The organism is Lutibacter litoralis (genome assembly GCF_014646675.1).
Lineage (GTDB): Bacteria > Bacteroidota > Bacteroidia > Flavobacteriales > Flavobacteriaceae > Lutibacter > Lutibacter litoralis.
The window spans coordinates 387,382-408,952 of the sequence record NZ_BMNS01000004.1 but is presented as its reverse complement, the minus strand read 5'-3'; the positions used below and the strand labels follow the sequence as shown (position 1 = coordinate 408,952).

General features: G+C 29.7%; 19 protein-coding genes. 14 read left to right on the top strand and 5 right to left on the bottom strand.

Features of this window, described 5'->3' with window-relative positions; all coding sequences use genetic code 11:
- The coding region (locus tag IEW75_RS08410; RefSeq protein WP_229714416.1) for a PKD domain-containing protein at nucleotides 1-1,091 on the bottom strand (1,091 nt) is incomplete at its 3' end.
- Nucleotides 1,092-1,583: 492 nt separating this feature from the next.
- Here IEW75_RS08410 and lpdA point away from each other — a divergent pair.
- From lpdA to IEW75_RS08380, 6 genes are all read left to right on the top strand, one after another.
- Nucleotides 1,584-2,984, top strand: coding sequence for a dihydrolipoyl dehydrogenase (lpdA, locus tag IEW75_RS08405; RefSeq protein ID WP_134248553.1), 1,401 nt, complete (start codon nucleotides 1,584-1,586; stop codon nucleotides 2,982-2,984).
- A gap of 135 nt (nucleotides 2,985-3,119) precedes the next feature.
- On the top strand, nucleotides 3,120-4,415 hold the full coding sequence (gene pabB, locus IEW75_RS08400; protein ID WP_134248554.1) for an aminodeoxychorismate synthase component I: 1,296 nt from the start codon (nucleotides 3,120-3,122) through the stop codon (nucleotides 4,413-4,415).
- A 24-nt stretch (nucleotides 4,416-4,439) separates the two neighbouring features.
- Nucleotides 4,440-5,789: a tRNA lysidine(34) synthetase TilS gene (gene tilS / locus IEW75_RS08395; protein ID WP_134248555.1), complete on the top strand. Its 1,350-nt coding sequence runs from the start codon at nucleotides 4,440-4,442 to the stop codon at nucleotides 5,787-5,789.
- A gap of 59 nt (nucleotides 5,790-5,848) precedes the next feature.
- Complete coding sequence (locus IEW75_RS08390) at nucleotides 5,849-6,214, top strand: hypothetical protein (protein WP_134248556.1); 366 nt, start codon at nucleotides 5,849-5,851, stop codon at nucleotides 6,212-6,214.
- Nucleotides 6,215-6,309: 95 nt separating this feature from the next.
- Nucleotides 6,310-8,898, top strand: coding sequence for a phosphoenolpyruvate carboxylase (locus IEW75_RS08385; protein ID WP_134248557.1), 2,589 nt, complete (start codon nucleotides 6,310-6,312; stop codon nucleotides 8,896-8,898).
- A 3-nt stretch (nucleotides 8,899-8,901) separates the two neighbouring features.
- On the top strand, nucleotides 8,902-9,417 hold the full coding sequence (locus IEW75_RS08380) for a DinB family protein (RefSeq protein ID WP_134248558.1): 516 nt from the start codon (nucleotides 8,902-8,904) through the stop codon (nucleotides 9,415-9,417).
- A gap of 92 nt (nucleotides 9,418-9,509) precedes the next feature.
- Here IEW75_RS08380 and IEW75_RS08375 read toward each other — a convergent pair whose 3' ends face one another.
- Nucleotides 9,510-9,710 (bottom strand): helix-turn-helix transcriptional regulator, encoded by a 201-nt coding sequence (locus IEW75_RS08375; protein ID WP_134248559.1) that lies wholly within the window; start codon nucleotides 9,708-9,710, stop codon nucleotides 9,510-9,512.
- The gene (locus IEW75_RS08370) at nucleotides 9,700-10,179 is read right to left on the bottom strand and encodes a hypothetical protein (RefSeq protein ID WP_134248560.1); all 480 of its coding nucleotides are present in this window, start codon (nucleotides 10,177-10,179) and stop codon (nucleotides 9,700-9,702) included. Before IEW75_RS08370 ends, IEW75_RS08375 begins: the two co-directional genes overlap by 11 nt.
- A 120-nt stretch (nucleotides 10,180-10,299) precedes the next feature.
- Between IEW75_RS08370 and IEW75_RS08365 the strand changes: the two genes are divergently transcribed.
- From IEW75_RS08365 to IEW75_RS08355, 3 genes are read left to right on the top strand one after another with little or no spacing between them, the layout of a single operon-like run.
- Nucleotides 10,300-12,690 (top strand): penicillin acylase family protein, encoded by a 2,391-nt coding sequence (locus tag IEW75_RS08365; protein ID WP_134248561.1) that lies wholly within the window; start codon nucleotides 10,300-10,302, stop codon nucleotides 12,688-12,690.
- Nucleotides 12,683-13,717 carry a LacI family DNA-binding transcriptional regulator gene (locus tag IEW75_RS08360; protein ID WP_134248562.1) on the top strand — a complete coding sequence of 345 codons (1,035 nt, stop codon included), beginning with the start codon at nucleotides 12,683-12,685 and terminating at the stop codon, nucleotides 13,715-13,717. Before IEW75_RS08365 ends, IEW75_RS08360 begins: the two co-directional genes overlap by 8 nt.
- Nucleotides 13,718-13,735: 18 nt before the next feature.
- On the top strand, nucleotides 13,736-15,271 hold the full coding sequence (locus IEW75_RS08355) for a YifB family Mg chelatase-like AAA ATPase (protein ID WP_134248563.1): 1,536 nt from the start codon (nucleotides 13,736-13,738) through the stop codon (nucleotides 15,269-15,271).
- 425 nt (nucleotides 15,272-15,696) lie between these two features.
- On the opposite strand, the gene IEW75_RS08350 is transcribed toward IEW75_RS08355, so the two are convergent.
- The gene (locus tag IEW75_RS08350; RefSeq protein ID WP_188704003.1) at nucleotides 15,697-16,890 is read right to left on the bottom strand and encodes a serine hydrolase domain-containing protein; all 1,194 of its coding nucleotides are present in this window, start codon (nucleotides 16,888-16,890) and stop codon (nucleotides 15,697-15,699) included.
- A 257-nt stretch (nucleotides 16,891-17,147) separates the two neighbouring features.
- The gene (gene ahcY / locus IEW75_RS08345; protein WP_134248565.1) at nucleotides 17,148-18,464 is read right to left on the bottom strand and encodes an adenosylhomocysteinase; all 1,317 of its coding nucleotides are present in this window, start codon (nucleotides 18,462-18,464) and stop codon (nucleotides 17,148-17,150) included.
- A gap of 85 nt (nucleotides 18,465-18,549) precedes the next feature.
- On the opposite strand from ahcY, the gene IEW75_RS08340 reads away from it, so the two are divergent.
- The 5 genes from IEW75_RS08340 to arfB are packed head-to-tail and all read left to right on the top strand — an operon-like array spanning nucleotide 18,550 to nucleotide 21,487.
- Nucleotides 18,550-19,188 (top strand): 4'-phosphopantetheinyl transferase family protein, encoded by a 639-nt coding sequence (locus tag IEW75_RS08340; RefSeq protein WP_134248566.1) that lies wholly within the window; start codon nucleotides 18,550-18,552, stop codon nucleotides 19,186-19,188.
- Nucleotides 19,181-19,897 carry a phosphoglycerol geranylgeranyltransferase gene (locus IEW75_RS08335; RefSeq protein WP_134248567.1) on the top strand — a complete coding sequence of 239 codons (717 nt, stop codon included), beginning with the start codon at nucleotides 19,181-19,183 and terminating at the stop codon, nucleotides 19,895-19,897. Before IEW75_RS08340 ends, IEW75_RS08335 begins: the two co-directional genes overlap by 8 nt.
- Nucleotides 19,898-19,901: 4 nt before the next feature.
- On the top strand, nucleotides 19,902-20,531 hold the full coding sequence (gene pnuC, locus IEW75_RS08330; RefSeq protein ID WP_134248568.1) for a nicotinamide riboside transporter PnuC: 630 nt from the start codon (nucleotides 19,902-19,904) through the stop codon (nucleotides 20,529-20,531).
- Complete coding sequence (locus IEW75_RS08325; RefSeq protein WP_134248569.1) at nucleotides 20,495-21,070, top strand: AAA family ATPase; 576 nt, start codon at nucleotides 20,495-20,497, stop codon at nucleotides 21,068-21,070. Before pnuC ends, IEW75_RS08325 begins: the two co-directional genes overlap by 37 nt.
- A 15-nt stretch (nucleotides 21,071-21,085) precedes the next feature.
- Complete coding sequence (gene arfB / locus IEW75_RS08320; protein ID WP_134248570.1) at nucleotides 21,086-21,487, top strand: alternative ribosome rescue aminoacyl-tRNA hydrolase ArfB; 402 nt, start codon at nucleotides 21,086-21,088, stop codon at nucleotides 21,485-21,487.
- Nucleotides 21,488-21,571: the final 84 nt, after the last annotated feature.

Genomic DNA, 21,571 nt, shown 5'->3' with positions numbered 1-21,571 from the left:
AATGGCTGTAATTCATAGCTATCACATTCTGTAACATCTTCAAGAATATCTGCCTTTACGCTATCTTCTATCGTTACTAAGAAACTTTCCTCATCACTACAAGAGCCATCTGCATCATAAATCCAAACTGTTTGACTAGATGTTAATATTAAGTTAGTTATTTCGATACCACCATTTGCTTGACTATCGTCATAATAAGCTTCGTTACCTGTTAAATTTGAGCCTAATATTACTGGTAATGTATAACTATCACAAGCTGTAACTGGACCTGGGTTTGTTATTTCTGGATCAACACAACAGCTATTAATAGTTATTCCTATATTTTTTACTGCAACATCATTATCTGAATCAGTTACTGTTAAAGTAATATTTTTTGAACCTCCTGATGCAAACGTCACAGTATGAGGGCCTTCATTAGTAAGAGGTTGGTTAGAAACTCCTCCATCAAAATCCCATAAATATGTTAAGGTACCATCACCTCCAGTTGAAGTATTTGTAAATACAACTTTTTCAAAATCATCTCCGTCACAACTTTTGTTAACTGTGAAATTAGGAGAAATAGGTGTATTTACAACTATATCTGGAACTGCACTAGCATCAGCACATTTTGAACCAGCTCCTCCAATACCTGCACAACTTGCATCATTATTTTTAGCACCTCCAGTTTTCCATGAAACATAAATGTTTTTTAGTTCTATTACATCTCCACAAGTAAATGAAATTGGTGCAATTTTAATTGGAGTATTAGGAATTAATGTACCCGTAACTGGTTCTGCATAAGTATATTTATCTGAACCATTAATTTTAACGTTATTTATATATAAATCAAATTGGACATAAATATTATATTTCGGACCTGTATTTACTTGAAGGTATAAAAAAGCATTAATAGGGTCACCAACAGCACAAGCTGGAAGTGGTACATCATTATCTTGAGCAATGTATGCTTTTGTTATTGTTAAATCTCCTGCATTACACCCTGAGAATGAACAAGCAGGCTCTGTTGGTAAAACAACTTGCGAAAAAGAAATCGTCGTTGAAAACAACAATACGAATAAAGCTAAAAATCGAATAAAAGTAATTTTTTTCATAATCTTTTTATTTAAATAAAAATTAACTTAGTAATAGCATTTCTACTAAATTGGATAATCAAATTATGGGGTCTCTCAAAACTTATAATGAAATAAATCATTATAATTAATTAGTGGGGGTAATTTCAAATAATTTTGTGGGGCTAAAAAAAAATTGCGAGTCTTGTGGGGGACATTTCTCTAAATATAAGACAAATATACTACAGATTTTAAATATTATTGCATTTTTAAAGTTCTATTTTACAATAACTTAATAAATGGAAGTAAATTCTAAATAAATGGCGATAAATATCATATAATTAATCAGTATTTTTTTTAAGAGACAATCTAAAATATGCAAACACTTCTATTTTAGTTACTTGTATTGTGTCTTGAAGCCAAATTTCAATAGATTTAAGTAATAAATACACAAATCACTACAAATGTTTTTATTATTTCAGCAATTCAATAATTAAAATTATATTTTTGTAACCAAAATAATAATATATTTATATGAATACATACGATGTAGCCGTAATTGGTTCAGGACCTGGAGGGTATGTTGCTGCAATTAGATGTGCGCAATTAGGCTTAAAAACTGTAATTATTGAAAAATACAATACACTTGGCGGTACTTGTTTAAATGTAGGATGTATTCCTTCTAAAGCATTGTTAGATTCTTCGCATCATTATTACGATGCCACCAAGCATTTTAAAACCCACGGAATTGATGTAAAAGGTTTAGCAATAAATTTTAAACAAATGATTGTGCGTAAAAATGAAGTAGTGGCACAAACATCTGGTGGGATTAATTATTTAATGGATAAAAATAATATAGACTTATTGCAAGGCGTTGGTAGTTTTAAAGATGCTACTCATATTATTATTACCAAGGAAGATGGTTCTTCTGAAGAAATTGAAGCTACAAAAACTATTATAGCTACAGGTTCAAAACCATCAACATTACCTTTTATTGAAATTGATAAAAAAAGAGTTATAACTTCAACAGAAGCATTAAGCTTAAATGAGATTCCTAAACATTTAATTGTTATTGGTGGTGGTGTTATTGGCTTAGAATTAGGTTCGGTTTATAGTAGATTGGGTTCGCAAGTTTCAGTAATTGAATATATGCCAACAATTACACCAGGAATGGATGCAATGCTTTCAAAAGAATTGCAAAAATCATTAAAAAAACAAGGAATTAAATTCTTTACAAGTCATAAAGTAACTTCAGTTGTTAATAATGGAGATGAAGTTGTTGTTACGGCTGATAATAAAAAAGGTGTTCCAACGGAATTTAAAGGAGATTATACCTTAATTTCTGTAGGAAGAAAACCTTATACTAAAGGATTAGGTTTAGAAAACATAGGAATTAAAATTTCTGAACGTGGTCAAATAGAAACTAATGAACATTTGCAAACCAATGTTTCTAATATTTATGCAATTGGAGATGTTGTAAAAGGTGCTATGTTAGCGCATAAAGCAGAAGAAGAAGGTACAATGGTTGCTGAAATTATTGCTGGGCAAAAACCACATATTGATTACAATCTAATTCCAGGTGTTGTATATACTTGGCCAGAGGTTGCTTGTGTTGGTAAAACAGAAGAGCAATTAAAACAAGCAGGTGTAAACTACAAAGCAGGATCGTTTGCAATGCGCGCTTTAGGTAGAGCAAGAGCAAGTATGGATATTGATGGACAAATAAAAGTACTAGCTGATGCTGAAACAGATGAAATTTTAGGTGTTCATATGATTGGAGCAAGAGCCGCAGATATGATTGCTGAAGCTGTAATTGCAATGGAGTTTAGAGCTTCTTCTGAAGATATTGCACGTTCATCGCACGCACATCCTACATATACAGAAGCTTTTAAAGAGGCCTGTTTAGCTGTAAATAACAGAGCAATACATAGTTAGTTTGTTGTTTAAAAGTGAAAATCATACTTAAAAATTTAAGCTGCTTTTTTACAAACTAACTAAATATTCCCATTCAGGGAAAACATATACAAAGAAGTCATTTTTTATTGAAATGACTTTTTTACTTTTGCGGAAATGAATAGAACAAGTTATAAGTTTCAAATAGAGAATATTGATGAGTTTAAAACACAATTATTGTTTTGGGCACAGCAATACAAAACTGCAATTTGGTTAGATAGTAACAACTATCAACAAAAATATTCTAGTTTTGATGCGGTTTTGGCAGTTGACGCTGTTTCTGAAATTAAAACCGATTATAACAATGCTTTTCAGAAGTTAAAAAATTATCAAACTGAAGTAAGAGATTATATTTTTGGGTATTTAAGTTATGATTTAAAAAATGATATAGAAAACTTACAATCTAATAATTTTGATGGATTGCATTTTCCTGAGTTGTATTTTTTTCAACCTAAGAAGTTAATTTTTATTAAAAATCATACTGTTGAGATAAAGTATCTAACTAAATTTTCTTCTGAAATAAAAACTGATTTAAACAAAATTAATCAATCAAAAGTAAATAGCCAGAAACCAACATCTAATCAAATTAAAATTAAACTCAGGATTCATAAGGATGAATATTTTTGGAAAATAAATTCAGTACTAAACCATATACATCAAGGTGATATTTATGAGGCAAATTTTTGTCAGGAATTTTATAGTGAAAATTCAATTATTAATCCAGTTGAAGTTTATCAACATTTAAACAAAATTTCAAAACCTCCTTTTGCCACTTTTTTAAAACTTGAAGATAATTATTTGTTATCTGCTTCACCAGAACGTTATATAAAAAAAGAAGGAACAACAGTAATTTCTCAACCTATTAAAGGAACTGCAAAAAGAGCAGCTTCAGCAAAAGAGGATTTAAAATTAATTGCTGAATTAGAAACAAATCCAAAAGAACGTGCAGAAAATATAATGATAGTAGATTTGGTAAGAAACGACTTATCTAGATCAGCTGTTAAAGGTTCTGTAAAAGTAGATGAGTTGTGTAAAGTATATACTTTTAAGCAAGTACATCAATTAATTTCAACAATTTCGTGTAAAGTTAACGCTAATATTCACCCTGTTGATATTATTAAAGATACCTTTCCAATGGGAAGTATGACAGGTGCACCTAAAATTTCAGCAATGAAAATTATTGAAGAATTAGAGGAAACCAAACGAGGCTTATACTCTGGTGCAGTTGGCTATATTACGCCAAATGGAGATTTTGATTTTAATGTTATTATACGAAGTATTTTATATAATAAGTTTAAAAAATATGTTTCATATTCTGTTGGAGGTGCAATTACAGCACAATCAATTCCAGAAAAAGAGTATGAAGAATGCTTGCTTAAAGCACAAGCTATGAAACAAGTACTGTTAAGTTAAATCCCAATTAATTATATTTACTAAATGAAAACAGTTTTACAGGCACATATCAATAACAATTTAGCATTTTTAAATGGTAAAAAATTATTGATAGCAGTCTCTGGTGGTATAGATAGTGTAGTATTAACTCATATATTGCATTCGCTAAAATTTTCAATTTTTTTGGCACATTGCAATTTTCAGTTACGAGGAAAAGATAGTGCTAAAGACGAGATTTTTGTAACGGAATTAGCAAAGCAATTAAAGATTCCGTGTACAACAATAAAATTTTATACTGAAAATTTTGCTATTGAGAAAGGAATCTCTACACAAATGGCTGCTCGTGAGTTACGTTACAACTGGTTTCAAGAAATAATGCAAGAAAATGAATTGGATTATATTGTTACAGCACATCATAAAGACGATATTATTGAAACTGTACTAATAAACCTAACTCGCGGAACTGGTTTGGATGGTTTAACAGGTATACCAGAAATAAATGGTTCTATTGTTAGACCATTACTTTCTTTCTCAAGAAGTGAAATTTTAATATATGCTACTAAAAATAAAATTCAATGGAGAGAAGATCAAAGTAATTCTTCTATAAAATATGTACGAAACAAAATACGTCATAAAGTTGTACCTTTTTTAAAAGAACTAAATCCAAATTTATTAGATACTTTAACCAATACACTAGAAAATTTAAAAGGAAGTCAGCAAATTGTTCAAGATAGCATAGAAAAAATTAGAGAAGAAATAACAGTTGTAAACAATAAAGAAATACATTTTAATATTGAAAAACTTAAAAGCTTAAGCAATCCAAAAGTATATTTATATGAACTTTTAAAAGCATATAAATTTACAGAATGGAATGATGTTACAGCTCTTTTAGAAGCACAAAGCGGGAAACAAGTTTTTAGTGAAACACACAGATTACTTAAGGATAGAGATGTTTTAATTTTATCTAAAATTTCAAATTCAAAAAAAACTGTTGCCTATCAAATTCCAGAAAATACTTCAAAAATAACAGTTCCAATAAAACTAAAATTTAAAAGTATAGATATTCCTTTTGACACAAAAAATCATCAAAACAAAGTATTTGAAGAGTTAGTTTTTGATAAACCTAATACTATTTCTATTAATTATAATAAGCTACAATTTCCATTAATTATTAGAAAATATGAAAAAGGTGATTATTTTTTTCCAATAGGATTAAAAGGTAAAAAGAAGTTGAGTAAATTTTTTAAAGATGAAAAAATGTCATTATTAGAAAAAGAAAATACGTGGGTTTTATGTACATCAGATAATTCAATAATTTGGGTAATTGGTAGGCGTTTAGACGAACGTTTTAAAGTTACAAAAACGACTTCTAAAATGTTAAAAGTAAAGTTTTAATTGTTTTTGAAACGTAAATTGAGTACTTTAAGAGTCTGGTATTTTTCAACATTTATGTTATGTTTTCAGCTAAATATTTTTATCTAATTGTGTTTTTTATTTCCTGGAATACTTGTTTTTCACAAGAAAAAAATGTTGATTTGGATAATAAATTTTTACCAAAAAGCATCTATGTTAAAAATATTTTAAACGAAAATAATAGTACTTTTTTAATTAACAATAAGCTAAAGTTAAAACGTTATAAATTTCTTTATCAAGAGGTTGTTAAAATTGAAGATGGTTATTTTACCATTCCACTTAAAAATATTTCGAAACCAAGTTATTTTGTTTTTGAAGCCTATAAAGACTATTATAACAAACGTAATTTAGAAAAGAGTTTTTTTGATATTTCTAAGCTCTATTATCCTTATATTCCTAAAAAATAAAAGCCCTCACAAATAAAACGATTTCGTTAAATTTATGATTCAAAAACCATATTTTTAATGAACGTTTCGTAATTTTCGGACAAATAACTAAAAAAATGCATAAACAACCAAAATTAACAAGGTTTCAAGAAAACGTATTGTCTAAATACCAAATATACAACAGTATATTTATGACACTTCCATTTGATACAATTACAAAAACAGGGGTGCTTTTACCATTGTTTCACGAAATATGCAAAAATGGTTTTTCTAGCAAACAAGATCCAACAGAAATTGTAGAAAATTTCTTTAAAACATATCAGCAAAACCCTTCTGAAGAAGAAAGAATAAACCTACTTTTTAGGTTTATTCAATATATAGAGCGTCAAGTTGTTTTATTTGATGCTATTGAAGATGCCGCTTTTCCAATTGTAAATAATATGGATGGTGTTGGAACTATGCGAAATACTAAGGAAACAGCCGCTCAAGAAAATAAAAAAGAAGATTTACAAAAGTATTTAGAAGACTTTAAAGTTCGAATTGTTTTAACAGCGCATCCAACCCAGTTTTATCCAGGTCCCGTTTTAGGAATTATTACCGATCTTGCAGAAGCAATTGAGAAAGACGATTTACTTTTAATAAATAAATTATTGGCCCAATTAGGTAAAACGCCATTTTTTAAACACGAAAAACCTACACCTTATGATGAAGCTGTAAGTTTAATTTGGTATTTAGAAAATGTTTTTTATCACTCAATATCAGATACTTATAATTACATTCAAAATAATATTTTTGACGGGAAAAAAATACCGAACCAAATTATTGATTTAGGATTTTGGCCTGGTGGAGATCGCGATGGGAATCCATTTGTTACTACAGAAATTACTTTAAATGTTGCCAAGAGATTAAAGCAAACTATTTTAAAAAATTACTATAGAGATATTCGAATTTTAAAGAAGCGATTAACATTTAATGGTGTTGAAGATTATATTACCGAATTAGAAGTTCTATTATTTGATAATAGTGTTAATCCGGACTTAAATACAATGTTGTCTTTAACCGATTTTATTGCGAGATTAGAAGAAATTAGGTCAATAATAATTGAAAAACATCAATCTTTATACGAAGATGAAATTAACGATTTTATCAATAAAGTTCATTTATTTGGTTATCATTTCGCAACATTAGATATTAGACAAGATAGCCGTGTGCATCACAATGTTTTTTCAGAAATAGTAACTACCTTACAAGAACATGGTAATACTGAATTTCCTGAAAATTATTTAGAGCTGTCTGAAGCTAAACAAATTGAAATTCTTTCAAAAGTTAAAGGTTCTATAGATATTGATATTTTTGATAATGAAATGGTTACTAAGACATTAAGTTCAATTGTTGCAGTAAAGTCTATTCAAGAAAGTAATGGAGAACGCGGCTCAAACCGTTACATTATTAGCAATAATCAAAAAGCTTTAAATGTAATGGAAACATTTGCAATGTTTAATTTATGTGGATTTAATCACAATATTACCGTAGATATTATTCCTCTTTTTGAAACCATTACAGATTTAGAAAACGCAGAAGGTGTTATGAGTAAGCTATATGAAAATAAAGCATATATGACACATTTAGCGCAAAGAGGTCATAAACAAACTATAATGCTTGGTTTTTCCGACGGAACAAAAGACGGAGGTTATTTAATGGCAAACTGGGCAATTTTTAAGGCCAAAGAAAATCTAACTAAAATTTCAAGAGCATACGGTATTAAGGTTATATTTTTTGATGGACGTGGTGGTCCTCCTGCTCGTGGTGGTGGTAAAACACATCAATTTTATGCATCTTTAGGTCCTTCTATTGAAAATAAAGAAATTCAACTAACAATTCAAGGGCAAACTATTAGTTCTAATTTTGGAACTCAAGATGCTGCTCAATATAATATTGAACAATTACTAAGTGCTGGTATTTCTAATGAGTTGTTTAGTAATGTTAATAATGTTATGACTAAAAAGGATGTTGAAATTATGGATAGTTTGGCTACGGTAAGTTACCAAGCATATTCAGATTTTAAGAATCATCCAAAATTTTTACCGTATTTAGAGCGTATGAGTACCCTTAAATATTATGCTAAAACAAATATTGGTAGTCGTCCTTCAAAACGATCAAGTGGAAATGAGTTTAATTTTTCAGATTTAAGAGCTATTCCTTTTGTGGGCTCTTGGAGTCAATTAAAACAAAATGTACCTGGTTTTTATGGTGTTGGAACAGCATTGAAGAAATATGAAGATGCTGGTGAGTTCGATAAATTAATTAATTTATATAATACCTCAGATTTTTTCAAAGCGTTGATAGGGAATAGTATGATGTCACTTTCAAAATCGTTCTTTGGGTTGACACAGTACATGGAAAAAGATGAAGAGTTTGGTGATTTTTGGAAGATTATTTTTAAAGAATATGAAACAACACACCGTTTAATTTTAAAATTAACTGGCTATACTAAGTTAATGCAAAGTAACAAGGTTGGTAAAGCATCTATTGATATTCGTGAAGATATTGTATTGCCTTTAATTACTATTCAGCAATTTGCATTGATTAATATTCAAAAATTACAGAAAGATGAGAATGCAGATCCGGAATTGATAAAAACATTTGAAAAAATGGTGACACGTTCTTTGTTTGGAAATATTAATGCTAGTAGAAATTCAGCATAAAATATGAATTCTAGACAATTAAACACTCAGGAGTACGCTCCGTTTTATAGTCAATATATTAAAGCATTAGGGGAGGTTGATCTTAATGAAGTTTTAGAAACTTCATTAAAAGATTTAATTACAACTTTAGAAAATTTACATGAAGAAAAGTTAACCTACAGATATGCTGAAGGAAAATGGACTATTAAAGAGTTAGTACAACATATTATAGATGCTGAACGTGTGTTAAGTTATAGAGCATTACGTTTTTCAAGAAATGATGCTACAGAATTACCTGGTTTTGATGAAGACTGGTATGTAACAAATTCGAACGGAAACGAACGTGATATTAAGGATATTCTTCAGGAGTTAATACATGTTAGAAATTCCACAATTTTATTGTTTAAAAGTTTTAAGCAAGAAATACTTTTAATAATTGGCACCGCTAGCAATAGTGATATGACTGTTAGAGCACTTGGTTTTATTATTGCTGGACATCAAATCCATCATTTAAGAATAATTAAGGAAAAATATCTTTAATTTTAGTAGATATTAAAGAAGGTTGCCTAAAAAGGCAACCTTCTTTGATTAGATTAGTTCATTCAATAGTTAAAGTCTACAAAAAAGATTAGCTAATCTGAAGTCTCCAAAAAGAAAATTTGATTAACATCTTTCTTGAAAATTTCAGCAATTTTTAATGCCAAAACTGTTGATGGAACATATTTATTTAATTCCATGGCGTTTATGGTTTGCCTACTAACACCAATTAATTCGGCAAGTTTTGCTTGTGTTAAATTATGTATGGCGCGCTCTACTTTTATATTATTCTTCATAACTAATAGACTTTTTTGTTTTGTACAAAACATAATGAAATCGCAACATAAAAAACAACAATAATGTAAACATATTATAAATTAAAACGCTAAAGAAGCTCATTTCAAACACAAAAACTACTGCTAAAATTAACACTCCATAATTAACATAGGTTGCCCAAATTAGTGAGTCCATTCTAATTTTAGAAATGTATTCATCTTCATCCTTAGTTTTAGAAAATGAAACCAAAATCCCTCCAAAAATTATTAGTAGCGAAGCTAGTTCATCGGCAATATTGTTCGAACTCCATTTAAATGCTGTATTTCTAGCTAAAAAACCTTCTTCACCAATTAATGGAAAAACTTGAACTTCCCAATTTGGTGTATCAAACTCATTCAGCATTAAAATACTTCCTAAAACCATTCCTATTAAAAATAAAATCCAACCTAAAGGTTTTAACTTGTGTGAAAATAAAAATCTTGATTTCATATTAGTACATTTAAAGTCATTTTCAAATGTAAAGTATTTTTTACATATAGACAAATACTTTATACTATTGCGGTTTCGTAAAATTGCGTATCTTTGATGTTATAAATACCGTTACGCTAAATGAAAGTTTTAAAAAAGATACTTCTATTTATAGTTGTTTTAGTCGTATTAGTAATAATATGCAGTCTAGTATATTTCAATAGCTTAAAACCTAAATATTCTGGTGAGTTAGAGTTAGTTTCAATTGAAAATAAAACAGATGTATATTTTGATGAGTATGGAATTCCACATATTTATGCAGAAAATGAACAGGATGCTATGGTTGCCTTGGGTTATGTACATGCGCAAGATAGACTTTGGCAGATGGAATTAATTCGAAGAATTGCACCAGGAAGGTTATCTGAAATTTTTGGTGAAGACATGTTAAAAAACGATAAATTTTTTACGAGTTTAGGTATTGAAGAAGCTTCACAAAAATCGATTGAGAAGTTAGATGTAACTAGTGAGGTTTATCAATTAACAACAGCTTATTTAAAGGGTGTAAATCAATTTATAGATAATGGAGCAACTCCAATTGAGTTTACCTTAATAGGCATTAATAAAGAACATTATCAACTAAAAGATATTTACAATATTTTAGGATATATGTCTTTTAGTTTTGCAATGGCACACAAAACTGATCCGTTGCTTTCTGCAATAAAAGAAAAGTTAGGAGCAAATTATTTAAAAGATTTAAATATTGATGTTGATTCAAAAACTGCGCTGATAAAAAACTCAAAAAGTGATATTAAAAATTATGCAAATATTGTAGCAAGCGTGTCTGATATTATGAAAAACTCACCTGTAGCACCATTCGTCGGGAGCAATAGTTGGGTGGTTTCAGCCAATAAAACAAGTACTGGTAATGTGTTGTTTGCCAACGATCCACATATTGTTTATTCTCAACCTGGCACTTGGTACGAGGCGCATATTGTTACTCCAAATTACGAAATGTACGGGTATCATATTGCTGGAGTTCCTTTTCCTTTGTTGGGCCATAACCGAAACTATGCTTACGGTTTAACTATGTTTGAGAACGATGATGTTGATTTTTATAAAGAAGAAAATCATCCTTCAGAAAAAAATAAATACAAATCTAAAGGTGGTATTTTGGAATACACTATAGTAAACAAAACTATAAAAGTTAAAGATGCTGAAGCTGTTGTAATTTCAGTTAGAAATTCGCATCATGGACCAATAGTAAACGATGTTTTAGATGGAATCTCTCAAACCGAACCTATTGCAATGTCTTGGGTTTATACACAACAAGATGGTGTAGTTTTGGATGCTTTACACACAATTTCCAGAGCAACTAATATGGAAGATGTCAAAAAAGGAGCTTCAATGATTCACGCACCGGGTTTAAATATTATGTTTGGAGATGCTAGTGGAAATGTAGCTTGGTGGGCGGCAGGTAAGTTGTACAAAATAAAATCAAATTCAAATAGAAAATTTATCTTAGATGGCGCCTCAGGTGAAGACGATATTGTTGAATATTTAGATTTTAGTGAAAATCCAATCGCTGAAAATCCTGAATGGAATTTCGTGTATTCAGCAAATAATCAACCAGATACAATTTCAAATACTTTATATCCTGGTTATTATTTACCTGAAGACAGAGCCAAGCGTATTGTGGAGTTATTAGAACCAAAAAACAATTGGAACAAAGAAACAATGGCAACTATGATTAACGATGTTACCTCATCTGTTGCACCTGAAGTAATTCAAGAATTTACAAAAATTTTGGACTATAATTCCTTCAGTAAAAATGAACAAAGAGCAATTGATGTGTTGCAACTTTGGGATGGTTCAAATACCATAGATAATGTAGCGCCAACCATTTATAATAAATGGATTTATTTATATTTAAAAAATACCTTTGAAGACGAACTTGGCGAACAATTATTTACCCAACTAATGAGCACTCATTTAATTAAAAGAACTATAGCAGATTTAATAAAGAATGATGCTGCAATTTGGTGGGATAATGTTGCAACTGAAAATGTTTTTGAAACACGAAAAGATATTTTATCAGAATCTTTAATTGAAACTGTAACTTTGTTAGAAAAACAATTAGGAAAAGATATAAAAGACTGGAATTGGGGTAAAGTACATACTTTAGAACACCCGCATCCGTTAGGTACAATAGCTGCCTTAAAAAAGTATTTTAATGTGGGACCTTTTCCAATAAAAGGCGCAAGAGAAGTTATTGACAATAGAGGGTATGAGTATAACGATTCTGGATTATACAATGTAAATGCAGGTCCTTCAACAAGAAGGATTGTTGATTTTTCGGATATTGAAAATAGTATTAGTATCTTGCCAACAGGTCAGTCTGGAAACCCATTTAGTAAACATTATAAAGATCAAGCCGAAATGTATAATAAAGGTGAATTCAGAAAAATGAAACTAAATAAAGAAGAAATTATTAATAGTTCAACTAAATTAACTATTCAACCAAAAAATGAATAAAAGAATAACCATAAAACAAATTGCAAAAGCTCTAGGCGTTTCAATTTCAACAGTTTCAAAAGCTTTAAATGATAGTTACGAAATAAGTGACGAAACAAAAGCCAAAATTCAAGAATATGCTAAACTGCATAAGTATAAGCCAAATACGCTTGCGTTAAGTTTGCAAAACAAAAAAACAAAAACAATAGGTATTCTTATTCCCAATATTTTGAATTATTACTTTGCGAGAGCACTTCGGGGTATTGAAAAAGTAGCCACCGAAAAAGGATATAGTATAATTACTTGTATTACAAACGAATCTTATGAAAAAGAAGTTGAAACTATGGAAATGCTTTCTAATGGAACAATAGACGGTTTTGTTGCTTGTGTTTCGGTTGAAACATTAAAATTAAAAAAGTTTGATCACTTTCATGATATTTTAGAAGAAGAAACTCCAATTGTTTTATATGACCGTGCGCATAAAGATATTAAATGTGATAAAGTGGTTACAGATAATATTAAAAGTGCCTATAAAGCAACACGTTTTTTAATGAAATCTGGCTGTAAAGACATTGCAATAATTTCAACTTCAGAAGGTTTAAATATTAATAAATTTCGAATAAAGGGATATTTAAAGGCACTTACAAAATACGGTGTAACACCAAACGAAAATTTGATTATTAAACAAGATAATGAAATCAACTTAATTGAACGTATTAACAATATGTTAGACAACAATAAGGTAGATGGCATTTTTTCTGTAGATGAAGTTTCTGGCGCTATAGCAACGCAAGTATTAAACAAAAGAAATGTTAAAATTCCAGAAGAGGTTTCAATTATTGGCTTTACAAATGGGTTATTATCCCGCTATGGATCTCCACCTTTAACAAGTGTTAATCGTTTTGCACATACTACAGGCGAAGTTGCGGCAACGCGTCTAATAGACAAACTTGAAGGTAAAATTAAATTTGACGATATTAAAACCGAAATTATAAAAACCAAATTGGTTGAAAGGGAATCAACAAAAAAACTTTTTATTAAGTTTTAAATAAAAATAATAATTGCTATGCTTGTTAAAATTTTTGGTAGCGCCGTTTTCGGTGTGGAAGCCACAACTATTACTGTTGAAGTAAATATAGATAAAGGAATCGGTTACCATTTAGTTGGCTTGCCAGACAATGCTATAAAAGAAAGTAGTTACAGAATTTCCGCAGCTTTAAATAATAACAAGTACAAACTTCCAGGTAAAAAAATTACTATAAATATGGCTCCTGCAGATTTACGTAAGGAAGGTTCTGCATACGATTTAACCTTAGCTATAGGAATTTTAGCTGCTTCAAACCAAATTAAATCCGAAAAAGTTGGTGATTATATAATTATGGGAGAACTTTCTTTAGATGGAAGTTTACAACCTATAAAAGGTGCATTACCAATAGCAATTAAAGCAAGAGAAGAAGGGTTTAAGGGTTTTATTTTACCAAAACAAAATGCAAAAGAAGCTGCTATTGTAAGTGACTTAAAAGTATATGGTGTTAGTAATATTACCGAAGTTATTAATTTTTTTGACGAAAAAGCTGAACTCGAACAAACCATAATTGATACACGTGCTGAATTTTACAAAAATCTTGACAATCCAGAATTTGATTTTGCTGATGTGAAAGGACAAGAATCTGTAAAACGTTCTATGGAAATTGCGGCTGCAGGCGGGCATAATATTATACTTGTTGGGCCTCCAGGAAGTGGTAAAACTATGTTAAGCAAGCGTTTACCATCCATTTTACCTCCAATGACATTGCAAGAAGCATTAGAAACTACAAAAATACATTCAGTTGTTGGTAAAGTTAAAGAAAGTGGTTTAATGTGCCAACGCCCTTTTCGATCACCGCACCATACTATTTCAGATATTGCACTTGTTGGTGGAGGCCAATATCCGCAACCAGGTGAAATTTCATTATCACATAATGGCGTATTATTTTTAGATGAATTACCAGAATTTAAACGCACAGTTTTAGAAGTAATGCGTCAACCTTTAGAAGATAGGGAAGTAACTATTTCAAGAGCACGATTTACAGTAACATATCCAAGTAGTTTTATGTTAGTGGCAAGTATGAATCCTAGTCCGAGCGGCTATTTTAACGATCCCGATGCGCCTGTAACCTCATCACCTGCTGAAATGCAACGTTACTTAAGTAAAATTTCTGGACCACTTTTAGATAGAATTGATATTCATATTGAAGTAAATCCTGTTCCTTTTGAAAAACTATCTGAAGAACAATTAGCCGAACCAAGTAAGCTTATTAGAGAACGTGTAACTAAAGCACGTGAAAAACAATCAGAACGATTTTTAGAACTTGAAAATGTGCATTATAATGCACAAATGAGCGTAAAACAAATTCGTAAATTCTGTAAACTAAGTGAAGAAAGCAAAAACCTCTTAAAAAATGCGATGGAACGTTTAAACCTTTCCGCTAGAGCCTACGATAGAATTTTGAAAGTTTCTAGGACCATTGCAGATTTAGAAGGTGTAAAAGATATTTCGTCTTCTCATATTTCTGAAGCTATTCAATATAGAAGTTTAGACAGAGAAGGTTGGTTAGGGTAATTTAAAATTGCTATGTGTATTTACTAAAGTTATCAATTTTTTAAAAATAGTAAATAGAAAACCTTTCAATTCTGAAGCCTCATAATTTAAAAGCTACTAGACAATACAAAATTTAAATCAGAAGAATATTTTAAAGTAGAATTTACCTTTTCATTCAAATCAAATGGGGAGATTGTTGTCTGAGTTTTTTAATAAAGTAGTTAGAATTAAAAACCCAAACCAATAGAGACTGTTAAAAATAATAGGAAAAATAAGGGGATATTTCCCCTAGATAAAAGGAGAAATATCCCCTTAAACAAACTGAATAAACAGCTTAATTTTACAATACGAAAAAGATAAATATTTTATTTTAGAGGAAATTGCACAAAAAACCATTCGAATCTGAGTGGTTTTTTTTTAAAAGGATTTTAGTTTTCTAAGTAAATTTAGACGTTTAAATTTTCACCAACAATTTTCTTAACTTTTTTAGTTAAAGAAGAAATTCCAGAATAACTCGTGTGCTCTAAGACAATTACTACAAGATTTTCGTCTAAAAATTGAGTTAATCCTGTGCTAAATCCATTCCATTTACCATGATGATAAACAATATTTGTATCTTTAGGGTCTATTCTAAAACCAAACCCATACGGGATTTTTCTTTTATAAATAGTTTCTCCATTGGTGTACATTAGATTTAAAGATTCCTCTGAAATTAACTTTCCATTATTTAATCCTAAAACCCATTTAAACAAATCTTCACTGGTTGTATAAACGTTTTTATCGCCAACAACGGCATCATTTACTGTATTATTAATTTTTAAATGCTTCCAGCCTTTATATAGTCTATACCCAAACAAATGATTTTTATTAATATTTTTATTTTCTGGATTATACACAAAAGATTGATTCATTTCTAAAGGTTCAAAAATATTTTTTTCCAAGAAAGCACTAAAACTTACCCCAGCAACTTTTTCAACAATAGAAGCCAATACTAAATATCCAGTATTTGAATAATCAAAGTTACGCCCTGGCTTAAAGAATCTTTGCACATTGCTTGATGCAAATAAACGCATCATTTCGCTGTTAGTTGGTGCTTTTTCTTTTTTCCATTTATGCTCTGCAACCCAAAAATATTTTGGTAAACCTGCTGTATGGTTTAGTAGGTTTTTAATAGTTACACCTTCATAAGGAAAATCTGGAAAATAACTATTAACAGTATCTGTGAGTTTAATTTGATTTCTTTCATACAGCATCATAATAGCCGCAGCCGTAAATTGTTTACTTACTGAAGCTAATTGAAATAAAGATGTTTTATTAAGTGGTTCTTTCTTTCTGAAATCGGCAAAACCAATGTGATTATTATAAACTATTTTTCCGTTTTTTGCAACCAATACAGAACCATGAAAATCGTGTCTTTTATTAATACGTTGCAATAATGAATCTAATTTGTTACTTACCTTTTGTGTTATCTCAATAGGATATTTTTTTTCCAAGATAGGTTCCGTTGCTTCAATCGAAGCAGTATCAGAAACAGTATGAAATAATTTAACTGTTTTAGAACCTTCATTTTTAGTGCTGAATGCTAAAACAATAAGAGTAATTATTATGGGTAGGACGGAGTATCTAAAATATTTTTTCAAATGGACTAGGGTTAAAGGTTTGCAAAGTAACAACCTATTTCGTAATTAACAAATCGAACGTGTTTTTTAACATTCTTTTAGAATAAAAAGGAAACACAAAAATGTTTTGGCAAACTTTTATGAAGTATTTTAATTGTAAAATTCACAGAATAATGTAGGAATTAAATTCTTTTAACTACAAATTCTGGAATATTTTCTAAATAAAAAAAGCTTCATTATTTATAAATAACGAAGCTTTTTTAACTATTTTTTTGATATTAGTATCTATAGTATTCTGGTTTAAACGGTCCTTCAACTTTAACACCAATATAATCTGCTTGGTCTTTTCTTAATGTTTCTAACTCAACACCAATTTTAGCTAAATGTAAACGAGCTACTTTTTCGTCTAAATGTTTTGGCAACATATATACTTCATTTTTATAAGCACCTCTATTGTTCCACAACTCTAATTGTGCCAATGTTTGATTTGTAAATGAGTTACTCATTACAAAACTTGGGTGCCCAGTTGCACAACCAAGGTTTACTAAACGACCTTCAGCCAATACAATTACTTCATTTTCTCCAATAGTATATTTATCAACTTGAGGTTTAATTTCAACTTTAGATGAACCATATTTTCCATTTAACCAAGCCATATCAATTTCATTGTCAAAATGACCAATATTACAAACAATGGTTTTGTCTTTCATAGCTTCAAAATGATGCCCTTGCACAATATCTTTATTTCCTGTAGTTGTAATTACAATATCTGCATTTCCAATAACTGTTTCTAAACGTTTCACTTCAAAACCATCCATTGCAGCTTGCAACGCACAAATTGGATCAATTTCAGTAACTGTAACAATTGAACCTGCACCTTTAAATGAAGCAGCCGTTCCTTTACCAACATCGCCATAACCACAAACCACAACACGTTTTCCAGCTAACATAATATCTGTTGCTCTTCTAATAGCATCTACAGCACTTTCTCTACATCCATATTTATTATCGAATTTAGATTTTGTAACCGAATCGTTTACATTAATTGCAGGCATAGGCAATGTTCCAGCCTTCATCCTATCATATAAACGGTGCACTCCAGTAGTAGTTTCTTCAGATAACCCATTAATTCCAGCAGCTAATTCAGGATATTTGTCTAATACCATATTGGTTAAATCTCCACCATCATCTAAAATTAAGTTTAATGGTTTTTTATCTTCTCCAAAGAACAATGTTTGCTCTATACACCAGTCAAATTCTTCTTCAGATAAACCTTTCCAAGCATATACCGAAACTCCTGCAGCAGCAATTGCAGCAGCAGCTTGATCTTGTGTAGAGAAAATATTACATGAACTCCAAGTTACTTCAGCACCTAAATCAACCAATGTTTCAATCAAAACAGCAGTTTGAATGGTCATATGTAAACAACCAGCAATTCTTGCCCCAGCTAAAGGTTTTTGCCCTTTATATTCTTCTCTTAAACTCATTAATCCTGGCATTTCTGCTTCAGCTAATTGAATTTCTTTACGTCCCCAGTCAGCAAGATTAATGTCTTTTACTTTATATTTTACGTAAGTTGATGTTTCTGTACTCATATTTATTAAATTTGTTATTTATTTAAAACAATTATTTTTTTGTTTTAAAGTTTTGCAAAAGTACAAAATACATTTGAGAATATAAATGCCTTTATTTAAAACCATTAAACCAAATAAGTACACAACCGTTTATGTGTGGAAAATTGAAGAGTCTTTTAAAGACCTATCAAAAAATATGTTATTAACTGAAAGAAGCGAAAGTAGATTACTTTCAATGAAATCTGAAATACATCGCCGTGGTTTTTTAAGTGTACGACATTTATTAAAAGAAGCTGGTTATACAGACCTTGATTTATTTTACAATGGTAACGGAAAACCACATTTAACAAATGGTAAACACATTTCTATAACACATTCATTTATCTTTTCTGCTATTATTATTAGTGATGTTGAAGTTGGAATAGACATTGAAAAAAACAGGGAAAAAATAAAAATAATTCAAGATAAGTTTGTCAATTTTGAACGAGGGTTTATACATAAAGATGATGATTATATTCAGCAATTAACTGTAATTTGGGGTGCTAAAGAAAGTTTGTATAAAATTTATCCGCACGGGGGTTTAACTTTTAAAAACGATATTGATATTAATTCTTTTCAAATTGCTGACAAAAAAACTTCTGGATATATTAAGGTTGAAGGTTGGGATAAGAATTATAGAATTGAATTTCATCAAATAGATGGTTTTACATTGGTTTATGCTTTAGATATAGCTAATAATGACTGATTGTATTTTAGAACATATTCAAAAATCGTCGAAAAAAGGCAAAAAATTATTAGCCATCTTATTAGATCCAGATAAAACAAAACTCCAAGAAATTTCAATTGTTTCAAAAAGAATAGAAAATCTAAAAGCAAATTTTATATTTGTTGGTGGTAGTTTTGTTGAAAAAGGAATCACCGATGTTTTCGTCCAAAAATTAAAGGAGTTTACCAATATTCCAATTATACTTTTTCCTGGAGATTATTCGCAAGTAACAAATAAAGCCGACGGGTTATTATTTTTATCGTTAATCTCTGGTAGAAATCCTGAATATTTAATTGAACAGCAAATAAAAGCTGTTCCATTTTTAAAAAATTCAAACTTAGAAATTATTCCAACGGGGTATATTCTAATTGATGGCGGCATAAATTCATCCGTTTTAAAAATAAGTAAAACTACTGCTATTTCACAAAATAATATAGAATTAACTGTTGAAACAGCTATAGCAGGAATGTACAAGGGCAAGCAATTAATTTATTTAGAAGCAGGTAGCGGTGCAAAATTTCCAGTAAACTCAAAATTAATTACAGAAGTAAAAAAAAATATTAATATTCCATTAATAGTTGGAGGAGGCATTAGAACTAAAGAACAATTAAAGAACGCTTATAAAAACGGTGCAGATGTAGTTGTTATTGGAACTGCTTTTGAAAACAACATAAATTTATCTATTTAATATTATGAATGAAATTTTCAATTTCTTATTTGGACAATACAATGAATACGAAAATTTAGATATTGTATTAGAAATAATAGCAGTTATTTTTGGGTTTTTATCTGTTTGGTATTCCAAACAAAATAAAATTTGGGTATTTCCTACTGGAATGATTAGCACTTCCATTTTTGTGTATTTATTATTGAAATGGGGATTGCTTGGCGATATGATGATCAATGGCTACTACTTTATTATGAGTATTTATGGTTGGTACATTTGGACTAGAAAAGTAGATGAAGCACATGTTACTCCTATTTCTAGAACCACTTCAAAAGAACACTTGCAAAGCGTTGTAATATTTATAGCAACCATTATTTTTGTGTATATAATTTACAAAATATTTGACAAATGGACGAGTTGGGTTGCATATGTAGATACGATTACTACAGCAATTTTCTTCGTAGGGATGTGGTTGATGGCAAAAAGAAAAGTTGAAAATTGGATTTATTGGATTGTTGGAGATATTATATCGGTACCTTTGTATTTTTATAAAGGATTTACATTTACAAGTCTTCAATATTTAGGATTTACATTTATAGCAATATTTGGATATTTAGCGTGGAAAAAACACTTAAACAGCAACCTAACAACTTAATTAAAGTTGTATTATTTGGACCCGAAAGTACGGGTAAAACAACCATTTCTAGAATGTTAGCCCGACATTATAACACAGTTTGGGTGCAAGAATATGCACGCGAGTATTTACAAGATAAATGGAACAACAAACGTGAATTATGTAATGGAAGTGACCAACTCCCTATAGCATATGGACAAATGAAGCTAGAAAATAAGTTAGCTCAAAAAGCAGATAAACTTCAAATTTGTGATACAGATTTATTAGAAACTGTAGTCTATTTTGAAAATTATTATGATAAAATAATTGATAAAGATTTAAAAAAGGCTGCTTTAGAAAACAATTACGATTTATATTTACTTACATACATAGATACACCTTGGGAAGCTGATGATATTCGTGAAAACCCTCACCAACGAGAGGAAATGTTTAAGACTTTTGAAGCTGCATTAATAAAATATAACAAACCTTACATATTATTAAAAGGTAGTTTAGAAACACGTATAAAAATTGCCACAAAAGAGATTGACAAATTACTAAATCCTAGATTAACCTTATAAAAGTTATTAAAAATATTGAATTCAGATAACATCATACAAGAACTTAAATTTAAAGCTGTTAGAAGTAGTGGTGCTGGAGGGCAACATGTGAATAAGGTATCTTCTAAAGTAGAATTGCTATTTGATTTACAAAATTCACTTTGTTTGTCTGATGATGAAAAAGAATTACTAATTCAAAAGTTAAAAAGTAAATTCACAAAAGAAAATGTGCTACTTCTTTCTTGTGATGAAAGCCGAAGTCAACATAAAAATAAAGAAATTGTAACAAAACGTTTTTTAGAACTTATTAAAAAAGGTTTAAAAGTTCCAAAAAAGCGCAAAGCTACAAAGCCTAGCAAAAGTAGTATTCAAAAAAGATTGGATAAAAAGAAAAAGCATGCTTATAAAAAGGCTTTCAGAAGAAAGCCTAAATTATAATATTAAATTCCATTTTTTACTGATTTTTAAATTTCTTATTTGTAAGTTTGCACCATCTCAAAAGGGGTGCCTAAAACGGCTGAG

Excerpts from the sequence above, each read along its gene's own strand:
- IEW75_RS08340 (WP_134248566.1), top strand. The coding sequence starts at position 18,550 with ATGCCTTTATTTAAAACCATTAAACCAAATAAGTACACAACCGTTTAT.
- IEW75_RS08375 (WP_134248559.1), bottom strand. The coding sequence starts at position 9,710 with ATGAAGAATAATATAAAAGTAGAGCGCGCCATACATAATTTAACACAA.
- IEW75_RS08335 (WP_134248567.1), top strand. The coding sequence starts at position 19,181 with ATGACTGATTGTATTTTAGAACATATTCAAAAATCGTCGAAAAAAGGC.
- IEW75_RS08390 (WP_134248556.1), top strand. The coding sequence starts at position 5,849 with ATGTTTTCAGCTAAATATTTTTATCTAATTGTGTTTTTTATTTCCTGG.
- IEW75_RS08360 (WP_134248562.1), top strand. The coding sequence starts at position 12,683 with ATGAATAAAAGAATAACCATAAAACAAATTGCAAAAGCTCTAGGCGTT.
- IEW75_RS08355 (WP_134248563.1), top strand. The coding sequence starts at position 13,736 with ATGCTTGTTAAAATTTTTGGTAGCGCCGTTTTCGGTGTGGAAGCCACA.
- tilS (WP_134248555.1), top strand. The coding sequence starts at position 4,440 with ATGAAAACAGTTTTACAGGCACATATCAATAACAATTTAGCATTTTTA.
- IEW75_RS08365 (WP_134248561.1), top strand. The coding sequence starts at position 10,300 with ATGAAAGTTTTAAAAAAGATACTTCTATTTATAGTTGTTTTAGTCGTA.
- IEW75_RS08385 (WP_134248557.1), top strand. The coding sequence starts at position 6,310 with ATGCATAAACAACCAAAATTAACAAGGTTTCAAGAAAACGTATTGTCT.
- IEW75_RS08380 (WP_134248558.1), top strand. The coding sequence starts at position 8,902 with ATGAATTCTAGACAATTAAACACTCAGGAGTACGCTCCGTTTTATAGT.
- pabB (WP_134248554.1), top strand. The coding sequence starts at position 3,120 with ATGAATAGAACAAGTTATAAGTTTCAAATAGAGAATATTGATGAGTTT.
- ahcY (WP_134248565.1), bottom strand. The coding sequence starts at position 18,464 with ATGAGTACAGAAACATCAACTTACGTAAAATATAAAGTAAAAGACATT.
- IEW75_RS08370 (WP_134248560.1), bottom strand. The coding sequence starts at position 10,179 with ATGAAATCAAGATTTTTATTTTCACACAAGTTAAAACCTTTAGGTTGG.
- pnuC (WP_134248568.1), top strand. The coding sequence starts at position 19,902 with ATGAATGAAATTTTCAATTTCTTATTTGGACAATACAATGAATACGAA.
- lpdA (WP_134248553.1), top strand. The coding sequence starts at position 1,584 with ATGAATACATACGATGTAGCCGTAATTGGTTCAGGACCTGGAGGGTAT.